At 69.8% G+C, this 12,950-nt stretch carries 11 protein-coding genes; 9 read left to right on the forward strand and 2 right to left on the reverse strand.

The genetic code is table 11. From position 1 onward, the window contains the following. Complete coding sequence (gene senB, locus ACV7NL_RS20275) at window positions 1–1,035, forward strand: selenoneine biosynthesis selenosugar synthase SenB (RefSeq protein ID WP_463356687.1); 1,035 nt, start codon at window positions 1–3, stop codon at window positions 1,033–1,035. Between the two features lie 478 nt (window positions 1,036–1,513). Next, window positions 1,514–2,794, forward strand: a complete 1,281-nt coding sequence (locus ACV7NL_RS20280; protein WP_463356688.1) for a flavin monoamine oxidase family protein — start codon at window positions 1,514–1,516, stop codon at window positions 2,792–2,794. Between the two features lie 17 nt (window positions 2,795–2,811). On the opposite strand, the gene ACV7NL_RS20285 is transcribed toward ACV7NL_RS20280, so the two are convergent. Continuing rightward, window positions 2,812–3,705: a LysR family transcriptional regulator gene (locus ACV7NL_RS20285; protein ID WP_056433050.1), complete on the reverse strand. Its 894-nt coding sequence runs from the start codon at window positions 3,703–3,705 to the stop codon at window positions 2,812–2,814. Between the two features lie 132 nt (window positions 3,706–3,837). On the opposite strand from ACV7NL_RS20285, the gene ACV7NL_RS20290 reads away from it, so the two are divergent. The 7 genes from ACV7NL_RS20290 (at window position 3,838) to ACV7NL_RS20320 (ending at window position 11,803) form a co-directional block, all read left to right on the forward strand. Further along, window positions 3,838–4,233, forward strand: a complete 396-nt coding sequence (locus tag ACV7NL_RS20290; RefSeq protein ID WP_463356689.1) for a (R)-mandelonitrile lyase — start codon at window positions 3,838–3,840, stop codon at window positions 4,231–4,233. 44 nt (window positions 4,234–4,277) lie between these two features. Then, window positions 4,278–5,498, forward strand: coding sequence for an MFS transporter (locus ACV7NL_RS20295; RefSeq protein WP_463356690.1), 1,221 nt, complete (start codon window positions 4,278–4,280; stop codon window positions 5,496–5,498). A 143-nt stretch (window positions 5,499–5,641) separates the two neighbouring features. Beyond that, a complete protein-coding gene (locus ACV7NL_RS20300) occupies window positions 5,642–5,998 on the forward strand; it encodes a cyclophilin-like fold protein (protein WP_056455071.1) in 357 nt (118 codons plus the stop codon). Then, window positions 5,995–7,038 carry an SMP-30/gluconolactonase/LRE family protein gene (locus tag ACV7NL_RS20305; protein WP_463356691.1) on the forward strand — a complete coding sequence of 348 codons (1,044 nt, stop codon included), beginning with the start codon at window positions 5,995–5,997 and terminating at the stop codon, window positions 7,036–7,038. The genes ACV7NL_RS20300 and ACV7NL_RS20305 overlap by 4 nt, the downstream gene beginning before the upstream one ends. Before the next feature lie 35 nt (window positions 7,039–7,073). Further along, the gene (locus tag ACV7NL_RS20310) at window positions 7,074–9,491 is read left to right on the forward strand and encodes a membrane-bound PQQ-dependent dehydrogenase, glucose/quinate/shikimate family (RefSeq protein WP_463356692.1); all 2,418 of its coding nucleotides are present in this window, start codon (window positions 7,074–7,076) and stop codon (window positions 9,489–9,491) included. Window positions 9,492–9,556: 65 nt separating this feature from the next. Then, entirely contained in the window at window positions 9,557–10,324 is a 768-nt protein-coding gene (locus tag ACV7NL_RS20315; protein WP_463356693.1) for an SDR family oxidoreductase, read from the forward strand. A gap of 171 nt (window positions 10,325–10,495) precedes the next feature. Further along, the gene (locus ACV7NL_RS20320) at window positions 10,496–11,803 is read left to right on the forward strand and encodes a PQQ-dependent sugar dehydrogenase (RefSeq protein WP_463356694.1); all 1,308 of its coding nucleotides are present in this window, start codon (window positions 10,496–10,498) and stop codon (window positions 11,801–11,803) included. A 16-nt stretch (window positions 11,804–11,819) separates the two neighbouring features. Here ACV7NL_RS20320 and ACV7NL_RS20325 read toward each other — a convergent pair whose 3' ends face one another. Continuing rightward, window positions 11,820–12,713 carry a LysR family transcriptional regulator gene (locus ACV7NL_RS20325; RefSeq protein ID WP_463356695.1) on the reverse strand — a complete coding sequence of 298 codons (894 nt, stop codon included), beginning with the start codon at window positions 12,711–12,713 and terminating at the stop codon, window positions 11,820–11,822. Window positions 12,714–12,950 lie beyond the last annotated feature (237 nt).

Genomic DNA, 12,950 nt, shown 5'->3' on the forward strand with positions numbered 1-12,950 from the left:
ATGAAGATCAGCCTCATCACGCCGGCGGCGAAGACGTCCCGTGCCGGCAACCGGACGACGGCGATGCGCTGGGCGCGCATCCTCGGCGATCTCGGACACCAAGTCGACGTGGCGACGACGTACGAGGCCGACCCGGACGTCGACCTGATGGTGGCGCTGCATGCCTGGCGCAGCGCCGCGTCCATCGCGCGCTTCAAGGCGCGCCATCCCGATCGGCCGGTGATTGTCGCGCTGACGGGAACAGACATCTACCACTACCTCGACGCGGACCCCGAGCTGACCCTACGCTCACTCGATCTGGCCGACCGCCTAATTGGCCTGCACGACCTCGTTCCTACCGCCCTGCCCGAGCGATACCGCCACAAGGTCGACATTGTGCTCCAGTCCGCACTGGCGCACCGAGAGCGCTGGCCTGCCTCAGACGAGGCTTTCGAGGTCCTCGTCGTCGGACACCTGCGCGCTGAGAAGGACCCGTTCTGCGCCGCCCGGGCGGCCCGGCGCCTTCCCGCCCGGTCTCGCATCCGCATCGTCCATCTCGGAGGCGCGCACGATGCGGCCTGGGCGAGCCGGGCGGAGGCCGAGATGGCGGACAATCCGCGCTACGCCTGGCTTGGCGACCGACCCGGCTCCCTGACTCGGCGCTGGTTGACCCGCGGCCGGCTCATGGTCCTGAGCTCGCTGCAGGAGGGCGGCGCCAACGTGATCTCCGAGGCCGTAGTGTCCAGCCTGCCGGTGATCGCCTCCGACATATCCGGAACCCGCGGCCTGCTCGGGCCGGACTATCCGGGCTATTTCCCCACTGGCGACGACGCGGCCCTGGCCGCAATGCTGCTGCGCGCCGAGGAGGAGCCTGCATTTCTTCAAGTTTTGCTTGAACACGGCGGAATGCGTGCGCACCTGTTCTCCCCGGCGCGGGAGCGAGAATCGCTTCACCAAATCTTCGCGCGGTACACGGAGGCGCACAACGGGAACGACACCTCACCGGAGATTCCAAAGCCAAAACGGATACTCACTGATCACGGCGGATTGCGCTGACCGGTCAACTCAGTATGCGCTCTTTCGTCTGGGATCGAAGTCCATCTCTCAGGCATAGCATCGAAGAACAGACATGCTGCTCGCGACCCAACATGGTCGTTCGGCCGGACGCTTCCGTCGCCCGTAAGCGGACATAAGCCTTCCTACATGAAATCGGTGATGGCGCTGACGAGCGCCTTGGCGTTCTCCTCCGGCACCCAATGGTTGCCCGTTTGATGGGCCGGAAGGTCACATCCTTCGCCACCTCGCGCATCATTCCTTCGGTGATTGGTGCGAACGCGCTGGCCGCTCCGGGGAGTGCAAGTACCGGCATCGTCAGCTTTCCGTCCCGCTTGAGGTCGTCCCTGTTGCGTTCCACATCCACCGGGAAGGCGCGATAGAGCTCGAAACCCGCCCGCATCGCGCCGGGTCGGGAAAAGGCCCGGACATAGCGCTTACGAACCTTGGAAGCTGTGTTGGCCGACCTCACCTTTATCCCATGGGCAGCGCGTTCGACGTCATCATCATAGGGGGAGGCGCCGCCGGCATCGGTGCCGCCCGGCAGCTTGCGGCCCACGGGTCATCAGCTCTGCTGCTTGAGGCGTCGTCGCGCCTTGGCGGTCGCGCGCACACGCAGGAAATCGACGGGTACCCGCTCGACCTCGGGTGCGAATGGCTCCATTCGGGCGACCGCAATGCCTGGGTCGGCATCGCCGAAACGTCGGGCTTCCCGGTCGACCGCAGCGAGCCACCTTGGACGAAGGCCCACCCCGGCATCACCCAGGACCAGGACGCCCAAGAGGCGGCGCAACAGGCGTTCGGCGACTGGGAGGAGCGGCTCCGTTCGGCCGCGGCGGGCAGCGACCGGGCGAGCGACGCGCTTGAGCCCGGCGGCACCTGGAACGCCTACGTGCGGGCTATCGCCGGCTTCATGAGCGGCGTCGCGCCCGAGCAGATCTCCGCAGCCGACTACCTGGCCTACGACGATGCCTCGACCGGCCGGAACTGGCACCTGCCGCTCGGCTACGGCACGCTGGTCGCCGCCAGCCTGCCGTCCTCGACGACGCTGCGCCTCGCCACCCCCGCCGAGCGGATCGATTTGACGGCGGACGGCGTCGTCGTCACCACCCGCGCCGGCATCGTCCGCGCCGGGGCCGCCATCCTCACCGTCTCGACCGCGGTCCTGGCCGGCGACGCGATCCGCCTTCCCTCCGGGGTCGACCCGTGGCGCGAGGCGGCCGCCGCCCTGCCGCTTGGTCGCAACGAGAAGGTCTTCCTGGAGATCGGGCGCGAGGCCGCGTTCGAGCCGGACTCGCATGCCTACGGCGACCTGCAGGACCCAAGGGCCGCCGCCTACTCCATCCGACCCAACGGCTGGCCGGTGATCGAGGCGTTCCTTGGCGGAGAAGGCGCCCGCATTGTGGAGGAGGAAGGTCCGGCCGCCGGCTTCGCCTACGTGTCGGCCGAGTTGGCCAGCCTGTTTGGCAGCGACGTGGCGTCGGCGATCCGACCGCTCGCGGCGACGTGCTGGAGCCGTATGGCTTCCATCGGCGGCGCGTATAGCTGCGCCCTGCCGGGGCGATCCGGTGCACGGGCCCAGCTGGCCCGGTCCTACGAGGACCGCCTCTTCTTCGCCGGCGAGGCGACGCACCCCTTCGACTTCACAACCGCCCACGGGGCTCACGACAGCGGGCAAAGAGCTGCCGACGAGGCGATGGCGGCGCTTCGGGACAGGCACGGCCTAGCGCTGCGAGACCATCTCGTCGCTACGGGAACGTGAGCGGCCCTACGGCGACCTCATCCCCGGTAGCGCAGCGCCTCGACCAGCACGACGAACGCCGGCGAAGGCCGGCACAGGGTCGGATAGTACAGGTGATAGCCTGAGAATGGCGGGCACCAGTCATCCAGCACCCGAGTGAGCCGACCGTCGTCCAGGCCGGCCTGCACCTGGTCCTGCGGCAGGTAGGCGATCCCGAACCCGTCGAGCGCCGCCTCCAGGATCAGGGTGACCGTGTTGAAGACGAGTTGCCCCTCGACCCAGACGCGGACGTCCCGCCCGCCCTTCTCGAACTCCCAGGCGTAAAGTCCCCCGAGCGTCGGCAGACGCAAATTGATGCAGGAATGGTCGGTGAGGTCCTCCGGCCGCTGGGGACCCGGACGGCCCGCGAGGTAGGAGGGAGCCGCCACGGCGGCCATGCGCATGTCGGGCGCGATCCGCACCGCGGCCATGTCCTTTGCCACCGTCCCCCCCAGCCGGATGCCGGCGTCGATGCCCTCAGCGACGATGTCGGTCAGGCCGTAATCGACGATGGTCTCGACCTTGATGTCCGGGTTCCCGGGCAGGACGCGTCGCAGGGCGGGCCAGAGGACCGTTCGCGCCGCATGCTCGTCCGCGGTGATCCGAATGGTCCCGGCCGGCCTGCCGCGTATCTCGGCAAGGTCGACGAGGCCGGCCTCGATCTCGTCGAAGCGCGGCCCCACGGCCTTGAGAAGCCGCTCCCCAGCCTCGGTCGCCGACACGCTCCGGGTGGTGCGCGCGAGGAGCCGAATACCCAAGCGCGCCTCAAGGGCCCGGACCGTCTGGCTCAGCGCCGGCTGCGATACCCCGAGCTGCGCGGCGGCCTTCGTGAAGCTGCCCGCCCGCGCCACGGCGACGAAGGCACTCAGGTCGTTCAGGCTCTCACGCAGCATCCATAAGCCCTGCTCATGACCCCATGTTCATTTGAGCACCTAATCGGGTTCGCACCCAAACGCTAGTTTGCGATCCAGCATCGCCGGGGGCCTTCGCGCGCCCGGCCCCATCGATCACGACGGAGCATGGCCATGGACATCAAACGCGCGGGCTCGCAGCCCTCCGGCAAGGACCCGGACGAGTGGTTCACCGGCACGGTCCGCATCGACCCGCTCTTCGGCGCGACCGAGCCGGCCCGCACCAGCGGCGCCCTCGTCACGTTCGAGCCCGGCGCCCGCACGGCCTGGCACACCCATCCGCTCGGCCAGACCCTGGTCGTCACCGCGGGTTGCGGCCGGGTCCAGCGCGAGGGCGGTCCCATCGAGGAGATCCACCCCGGGGACGTCGTCTGGTTCCCGCCCGGCGAGAGGCACTGGCACGGCGCCGGCCCGACCACCGCCATGAGCCACATGGCCATCCAAGAGGCGCTGAACGGCAGCCCCGCCGACTGGATGGAGAAGGTCACTGACGGCCAGTACGGCGCCTGAGACGCGCCCTCGAACTCGAACACCCAGGAAGGGGCGGCGTGCCCATGAACCCGAACCAAGCCTGCGCGAACGATGCCGCCTTCGCTCGCGAGACGCCGGCCCGCGGATGGGGCGCGGTGTTCGCCATGACCCTCTGCGTCGCGACGCTGATCGCCTCCGAGTTCATGCCGGTTAGCCTGCTGACGCCGCTCGCGGCCGACCTGCACATGACTGAGGGGCATGCCGGCCAGGCCATTGCCGTCTCGGGCCTGTTCGCGGTCCTCACCAGTCTCGTCATCTCGACGGCGACGCGAGGGATCGACCGCCGCACCGTCCTGCTCGTGCTCACCGTCCTGATGATCGCCTCGGGCTTGATGGTGGCCTTCGCGCCGAACACCGCGATCTTCATGGCCGGGCGCGCCCTCGTCGGCGTCGTCATCGGCGGCTTCTGGTCGATGTCGACCGCGACGGTCATGCGTCTCGTGCCGGAGTCTGAGCTCCCGCGCGCCCTTGGCCTTCTCAACGGCGGCAACGCCCTGGCGACCACGGTTGCCGCCCCCCTCGGCAGCTTCCTCGGGGCCTATATCGGCTGGCGTGGCGCCTTCTTCTGCGTCGTCCCACTGGGGGCCGTGACGCTGGCCTGGCTCTTCATGAGCCTGCCCGCAATGCCGTCCGACCGGAGGGCCAATTCCGGCACGGTGTTCCGGGTGCTGCGGCGGCGCCAGGTGCCCCTGGGCATGCTCTCGGTCTCGCTGTTCTTCCTCGGGCAGTTCGCCCTCTACACCTACCTGCGCCCGTTCCTGGAGACGGTGCCGCGCGTGGATGTGGCCACGCTGTCACTGATCCTGTTCGGCACCGGCGCGGCGGGTCTCGTCGGAAGCTACCTGATCGGGTTCCTGCTCAAGACACGCCTCTTCAGCTTGCTCATCGCCATGCCTCTCGTGATGGCGGCCATTGCCGTCGCTCTGACGGTGGTCGGCGGATCATCGGTGGCGTCGGCGGCCCTGCTCGCCGGATGGGGCTTGGTGGCCACGGCGGCACCCGTGGCATGGTGGACCTGGCTGAGCCGGGCGCTGCCTGACGAGGCCGAGGCCGGTGGTGGGCTGCTGGTCGCCGTGGTGCAACTCGCCATCGCCCTCGGGGCCACCCTTGGCGGCCTCGCCTACGACGCGAGCGGCTACCGCGCCACCTTCGCGGTCAGCGCCGCTGCGCTCTGCGCCTCGGCCCTGGTCGCGGCCCTCGCTTGGCGCCAACGGCCGGTCGACGGCAGCCGCACCTCGAATTGACGGGCCTTTTCATGCAACGCGCCACCCGAGCCGCGACGCTCCTGGCGGTGGCAATGGCCGCCGTCCTCTCCGGCGGAACCGTGCTTCGCGCCGAGCCCGTCCCGGACGCTCGGCCCTCATCATCTCCCAGCGGAAAGCCACCCATGACGGAAAGCATCCGCATCCGGCTCGCCGGCGAAACCGTCACCGTGACCCTGGAAGCCGGCGAGGCCGCGCGCGCCTTCCGCGCGCTCCTGCCTCTCACGCTGACCCTGAAGGATCACAACGGCACCGAGAAGATCGGCGACCTGCCGAGGCGCTTGTCCATCCAGGGCGAGCCGTCGGGCGCCGACCCGGAGCCCGGCGACATCGCCTACTATGCCCCCTGGGGTAATCTCGCGATCTACTACGAGGATTTCGAATATTCGCGCGGGCTCGTCCGCCTCGGCCGCCTGAGCCGCATCCCGGATGCCTTCCGGCAAGCCGGCCCGGTCAAGGTGACCATCGAGGCCGTCCGATGACCGCCGGGACGCCGGGACGGCAGGCCCTGGCTCGCACCCTCATCGTTGCGGCCTGCCTCGCGGGCACGGTCGGAGCGCCATCGGCCGACGAGGCGCCGGGCAAGCTGACCTACGATGCGCGGACACGCGGACCGGTGCCCATCCCGCCCGGCGAGCGGGACTTGCAGAGCGTGGTCGCCCAGCCCTGGTTCAAGGTTTCCGACGAAGGGATCCCCCTGGAGGGGCCGTCCTTCGACCGGGCCGGCGACCTGCTGCTCACCGATGCCGGCACCGGCCGCGTGCTGCGCCTGACGCCGGACAGGCGACTGACCACGGTCGTTCCGGCGAACGCCCTGAACCTGGGTGGTCTCGCGATCCACAGGGACGGCCGCATCTTCGCCGCCGGCACCGGTGGCTTCAAGCGCGGCTCCATCGTCTCGGTCCGACCGGACGGCACGGACATGCGGACCGTCATCCCGTCGGAGGCGGGATACGTGGTCAACGACCTCGTCTTCGATGCCGAGGGCGGTTTCTACTTCACCGATTTCCGGGGCACCTCCACCGATCCGAAGGGGGGCGCCTACTACGTGGCGCGGGACCTCAAGACCGTCACCCCGATCCTGCCGAACCTCGCGCTGGCCAACGGCGTGGCGTTGAGCCCGGACGGCAAGACCCTGTGGGTCACCGAGTTCGGTCGCAACCTGCTGCACCGGGTCGACCTCGCGGACGCGACCACGCCGACGCCGCTCGGGACCACGGTGGCCTACCATTTCACCGGTCCGGCGCCCGACTCGATGCGCACGGACTCCGACGGCAACCTCTACGTCGCCCTTTACGGGCAGGGCCGCGTCCTCGCGTTCAACCGCAACGGCATTCCCATCGGGCAGGTGCTGCTGCCGGGGCGCGACGACGGCCACAACCTGCGCTCCACCAGCATGGCGCTGCGGCCCGGCACCGACGAGCTCCTCATCGTCACGAACGACGGCACCGGCGGCCAGGGCTCCACGATCTTCCACGCCCGGGCCTTCGCGAAGGCGCTGCCGCTCTTCTCGCATCGATGACGCCCGCCACCGCTCCGTCAACGGAACCCACCATCATGAAAACCAACGAACCGGTGCCCCTGTCCGGGGCCGCGGCAATCGGGGACAGCCCCGTGACGGTGTGGACGCGGCGTGCGGTCGCCGGTCTTCTCGTCCTCGTCGGCCTCACCCTCGGCGCCGGGGGCGCGGCCTTGGCTTGGTACGGTGGCTCACCGTACTACCTGCTGACTGGAGCCATTGTCCTCGCGAGCGGCGTCCTCGTCTGGCGACGCAATCCGATGGGCGTACCGCTCTTCGCCGCGATGCTGGTGTGGACGACCGCCTGGGCCGTCTGGGAGGTGGGCTTCGACCCCTGGCAGCTCCTGCCACGGCTGCTCGCGCCTTTCGTCCTCGGACTGGCGCTCCTGTTGCCACCCGTCCGGATCGCCGGCCCCCGCAGGCTCACCGGGGCATGGGGATGGCCGGCCTTCGCCGGGGCCCTGATCCTCGCCGTGGTCGCGGGCGGTGCCTTGCACCCGGTGGCACCGGCCGAGCCCATCCTGCGCCGCGGCGTCGCCGAGCGCGCGCCCGGTACCTTGCCACAACCCCTGGCTCGCATCACGGGCGAGGACTGGCCGAGCTTCGGCAACGACCAGGGCGGCACGCGCTTCAGCCCGCTTGCCGACCTGACCCCGCAGAACGTCGGCAAGCTGGAGGTCGCGTGGGAGGCCGAGACCGGTCCCGACACGCCCGGACCGGCGACCGCTCTGGAGGCGACGCCGATCATGGTCGGCGATGCCCTCTACCTGTGCGACGGCCACAACCGCGTCATGGCCCTCGACGCCGAGACCGGGCGCGAGCGCTGGCGCCACGACATGTCGAACGGCACCCCGCCCTCGGGCAAGCCGTGCCGGGGCGTCGCGCATTACCGCGTGCCCGACGCGACGGGCCTGTGCGCCACCCGCATCATCGCGGCGAGCCAGGCCCCCGAGTTGATCGCCCTCGATGCCGCCACCGGCAAGCCTTGTATCGACTTCGGGAAGGGCGGACGGGTCGACCTGCGCGAAGGGATCAGCACCTACCCCGCGGGTCAGTATTACGTGAGCTCGGCCCCGCAGATCATCCGCGGCAAGGCGGTGGTCGGCGGCGGCATCCCCGACGGCCAGTTCTGGGGCGGGCCCTCAGGCGTGATCCGCGCTTTCGACGCCCGGACCGGCGAACTGTCCTGGGCCTTCGATCCCGGCCATCCCCACCGCATCGGCGCACCGCCGCCGGGCGAGACCTACACGCCGTCCTCGCCCAACAGCTGGGCGCCGATCAGCGCCGACGAGGCGCTCGGCCTCGTCTACCTGCCGATGGGCAACGCCACGCCGGACAACTTCGGCGGCCTGCGCCGGCCCTTCGACGAGGAGGCCTCCAGCGCCGTCATCGCCCTCGACGCCGAGACAGGCCGCCTGCGTTGGCGCTTCCAGGCGACCCACCACGACATCTGGGACTACGACACCCCCTCGCAGCCGACCCTGGTCGACATGCCCACGGCGGCCGGAATGCGGCCCGCCCTTATCCAGCCGACCAAGCGCGGCGAGATCTTCGTGCTCGACCGCGAGACCGGGCAGCCGATCAAGCCGGTCATCGAGGTGCCGGCGCCGCAGGGAGACCTCGGCCCGGGCGAGCGCTTGTCGCCGACCCAGCCCGCCTCCCTCGACCTGCCGGCCTTCCGGGGCGCTACCCTGCGGGAGTCCGACATGTGGGGCGCGACCCCCGTCGACCAGATGCTGTGCCGCATCCTGTTCCGGCAATCGCGCTACGAGGGGCACCTGACCCCGATCACGCTGGGCAAGCCCGTCCTGATCGATCCGGGCTCGGTCGGCGGCGTCAACTGGGGCAGCGCCTCCATCGATGTCGATCGCGGCATCATGATCGCGAACTGGATGCGGTTCCCCGACCGGGTCGAGCTCGTGACCCGCGAGGTGGCGAACCAGCGCAAGCTGAAGCTGTCGGACGGGCAAAGCCCCGGTGGCGACGCCGACCGGCCGATGCTGAACACGCCCTACGGCGCGTATGGCGGCCTGTTCATGTCACCGCTCGGCGTGCCCTGCACCGCGCCGCCCTGGGGCCTGATCGCCGCCGTCGACCTGTCGAGCGGGCGCCTGCTCTGGTCCAAGCCCCTCGGGACCGCCCGTGACACCGGGCCGTTCAACATCCCGTCGATGCTGCCGCTGACGGTTGGCACGCCGGTGTCCGGCGGCGCGGTTACCACGCGCGGCGGCCTCGTCTTCGTCGGCGCCAGCATGGACCGCACGTTTCGGGCGCTCGATGCCGCGACAGGGCGGGAGCTCTGGCAGGCCCGGCTTCCGGGTGGCGGCAATGCCACGCCGATGACCTACCGCAGCCCGGTCAGCGGCCGCCAGTTCGTGGTGGTGGCGGCCGGCGGCAAGCCCCCGCTCACCATCAGCCTCGGCACCAAGCTAGTGGCCTACGCGCTGCCTCGCTGAACCCTTCCGTGGGGCCACCCGAGGCCGCGCGGTGATCCCGCAGATTCCGATTTTTGGAGATACCGATGACCCAGACCCATGACTTCACCGGCAAGGTCGCCTTCGTGACAGGTGCGACGAGCGGCATCGGGCGCGCCACCGCCCTGGCGTTCGCCAAGGCCGGCGCCGCCGTGACGGTCGCCGACGTGTCCGAGGAGGGCAACTTTGAGACCGCCCGCCTGATCGAGGAGGCCGGTGGCCGCGTGCTCGCGGTGCGATGCGACGTGAGCAAGTCCGAGGACGTGAAGGCCGCGCTCGACCGGACTATCCAGACCTTCGGGAAGCTCGACTTCGCCTTCAACAACGCCGGCATCGAGCAGCCGGTGGCCCCGGTGTCCGAGATCGAGGACGAGGACTTCGACCGCCTTGTCGCGATCAACCTGCGGGGGATGTTCCTCTGCCTGAAGCATCAGGTCCCGCTGCTGCTGAGGAACGGTGGCGGCGCCATCGTTAACACCTCCTCCGGCGCGGGCGTGAAGGGCATCGCTGGCCAGGCCGCCTATGCCGCGACCAAGCACGCCGTGATCGGCATGACCAAGAGCGCCGCCCTCGACTATGCGAAGGATGGAATTCGCATCAATGCGGTCTGCCCCGGCATCATCGACACCCCGATGATGCAGCGGTTCACCGGCGGCACCCCGGAGGGCCTGGCACGGGTGATCGCGCAGGAGCCCGTCGGGCGAATGGGCAAGTCCGAGGAGATCGCGGCCGCGGTGCTCTACCTCTGCTCGGACATGGCGGCCTTCGTGATCGGCCACGCCATGGTGGTCGACGGCGGCCAGACCGTCGCCTGACGCGGTCGACCCCGATGGGGAGCCCACGGACCATGCACCGTGGGTCCCCGGCCGGTCCGAAATCACGTCGCCGGCACCTTACGATCCTTTGATGCCTCGTCCTTTCATGCACCAAGACGGAAGCCGCAGCGCGCGGTCGACCGATCCGTCCATTCGACCTCGGAGCCCTCGTTGATCAAGACCCGTACGTGCATTCTCATCGCCACGTCCCTGCTGTGCGCCGCACCGGCCACGGCCCAGCAGTCCAATAGCGTCGGCCTCCCGAACAGGGGTGGACGCGCGCCCGACGGGCCGGTCACCCCGGGTCAGCCGCTCCGCACCAACGCTCCAACGGCTCCCGACCAGAAACCGGCCTTCGACGGACAGGTCCGGGCCCCCGCGGTCGTCACGCGGACGCCGATCTCGGTCGAGGTCAAAACCGAGAACCTCGACCATCCCTGGGGCCTCGCCTTCCTTGGGGACGGCAAGCTCCTCGTATCCGAGAAGCCGGGGGCGATGCGCATCTTAGACATGGCGACCGAAAAGCCCGTGGCGGGGGTGAGCGGCGTGCCGACGGTGGTCTATGGGGGCGACGCGGGCCTGCTCGATGTCGTCGCCGACCCGGCCTTCGCCAGGAACCGCACGATCTACTTCACCTACGTCGAACCCCGCGGCGAGCACGACAGCGGCGTCGTGGTCGCGAAGGCCCGCCTCCAGCCGCCGAAGGGCGGCAACCAGGCCCCGATGTACAGGCTGGAGGACGTGACGGTCCTGCTGCGGGTCGACCCCGCCGTGGCCCAGCACGCCCATTACGGCTCGCGGCTCGTCTTCGACCGCGCGGGCTTCCTGTTCGTATCCCTGGGCGAACGGTTCTTCCTCCCTACCCGGGCGGAGGCGCAGTCGACCTATTCCTGGCTCGGGAAGGTGCTGCGCATCGACACCGACGGCAAGCCGGCGCCCGGGAACCCGTTCGACCGCGATCAGGATGCGGAGAACCACACCCGGGCCGAGATCTGGAGCTACGGCCATCGCAACCCGCAGGGCCTGGCGATCAATCCGGTGGACGGCGAACTATGGGACGCGGAGCACGGACCGGACGGCGGCGACGAGGTGAACCACGTCGGTCGCGGCGCGAACTTCGGTTGGCCGCTGGTCGCCTACGGCACGAATTACGACCGCACACCGATCAACGGCGGGCGTACCCAGATGCCCGACACGGTCCAGCCGCGCTACGTCTGGGAGGCGGCGGTCGGTCCGGGCGGGATGACCTTCTACGCGGACGACCTGATCCCGGAATGGAGGAACAACCTATTCGTGGCGGCGATGACCGGCCAGCACCTCGCCCGGCTCGTCGTCGAGGGCGACAAGGTCGTCGGCGAGGAGCGCCTGCTCCAGGATCAGCATCAACGCATCCGTCATGTCGCCCAGGGGCCGGACGGCGCGCTGTGGGTGATCACGGACGCAGCGGACGGCCGGCTGCTCCGCCTCTCCCCGCGTTGAGGCGGAGGGCTCGCCCTCATCCGCGATGGCGGAGCGCCTCCAACAGGACCGTGAAGGCCGGGGCGGGCTGGCGCCGGCTCGGATAGTACAGGTGGTAGCCCGGGAAGGGCTCGCACCAGTCCTTCAGCACCCGCACCAACCTGCCCTCGGCCACGTCCTGCGCCACGTGGTCCTCCGGCAGGTAGGCCAACCCGAGTCCGGCGAGCGCCGCCTCCCGGATCAGGGGTAGGCTGGTGAACACGAGTTGGCCCTCGACGCGGACATTCAGCGCCTGTCCCTTCCGTTCGAACTCCCATGGGTAGAACCCGCCGCGGGTCGGCCGGCGCAGGTTGATGCACCGGTGGGCGGTGAGGTCCTCGGGGTGCTTGGGTTTCGCCCGTTTCCTGAGGTAGGTCGGCGCCCCGACCACGGCCATGCGCATATCGGGTCCTATGCGCACAGCGACCATGTCCTTCTCGACGTGCTCGCCGATACGTACGCCGGCGTCGAAGCGTTCGGCAACGATGTTGGTCAGGGCCTGCTCGGTCACGATCTCGACGTTGATGTCGGGGTAGTCCGGCAGCAGGCGCGCCAGGACCGGCCACAGGACGGTCGCCGCCGCGTCCTCGGACGCCGTGATGCGGACGGTGCCGGCGGGCTTGTCGCGGAGCTCGGTGAGCGCGGCGAGCTCGACATCGATCTGTTCGAACTGGGGTCCCACGATCCGCAGCAGGCGCTCCCCCGCCTCGGTCGGCACGGCGCCGCGGGTGGACCGGGTCAGCAGAGGCACGCCGAGCCGGGCCTCAAGGCCCTTCAGGGCGTGGCTGAGGGCTGATTGCGTGACGCCCAGGCGCGTCGCGGCGCGGGTGAAGCTGCCCTCCTGCGACACCGTCGCGAAGGACAGCAGATCGGTCAGGTCCGTGCGCGCCATAGGCCGGTTCCTCACCGCATTCCGCAGGGTGGACAAGATCGTCCGGGACCGTGCCGCGGACGATCCATAAGCGTTGCTCATGACCCTATGTAACTGGGAGGCACTAATCAACGAGACGTGACGCCGTACCTTGGAGCCTATCCAAGGTGTGTGTGTTTCCACGGGCATCCCGCCCTCGACGGGCGGCCGTCGCGCCATCGCCCCCCTGCAGCAGGCTCGGAGACCAAGATGGGACGA

The organism is Methylobacterium sp. Ger2507 (assembly GCF_055231875.1).

Excerpts from the sequence above, each read along its gene's own strand:
- ACV7NL_RS20285 (WP_056433050.1), bottom strand. The coding sequence starts at position 3,705 with ATGCTGCGTGAGAGCCTGAACGACCTGAGTGCCTTCGTCGCCGTGGCG.
- ACV7NL_RS20315 (WP_463356693.1), top strand. The coding sequence starts at position 9,557 with ATGACCCAGACCCATGACTTCACCGGCAAGGTCGCCTTCGTGACAGGT.
- ACV7NL_RS20280 (WP_463356688.1), top strand. The coding sequence starts at position 1,514 with ATGGGCAGCGCGTTCGACGTCATCATCATAGGGGGAGGCGCCGCCGGC.
- ACV7NL_RS20290 (WP_463356689.1), top strand. The coding sequence starts at position 3,838 with ATGGACATCAAACGCGCGGGCTCGCAGCCCTCCGGCAAGGACCCGGAC.
- ACV7NL_RS20305 (WP_463356691.1), top strand. The coding sequence starts at position 5,995 with ATGACCGCCGGGACGCCGGGACGGCAGGCCCTGGCTCGCACCCTCATC.
- ACV7NL_RS20295 (WP_463356690.1), top strand. The coding sequence starts at position 4,278 with ATGAACCCGAACCAAGCCTGCGCGAACGATGCCGCCTTCGCTCGCGAG.
- senB (WP_463356687.1), top strand. The coding sequence starts at position 1 with ATGAAGATCAGCCTCATCACGCCGGCGGCGAAGACGTCCCGTGCCGGC.
- ACV7NL_RS20300 (WP_056455071.1), top strand. The coding sequence starts at position 5,642 with ATGACGGAAAGCATCCGCATCCGGCTCGCCGGCGAAACCGTCACCGTG.
- ACV7NL_RS20310 (WP_463356692.1), top strand. The coding sequence starts at position 7,074 with ATGAAAACCAACGAACCGGTGCCCCTGTCCGGGGCCGCGGCAATCGGG.
- ACV7NL_RS20325 (WP_463356695.1), bottom strand. The coding sequence starts at position 12,713 with ATGGCGCGCACGGACCTGACCGATCTGCTGTCCTTCGCGACGGTGTCG.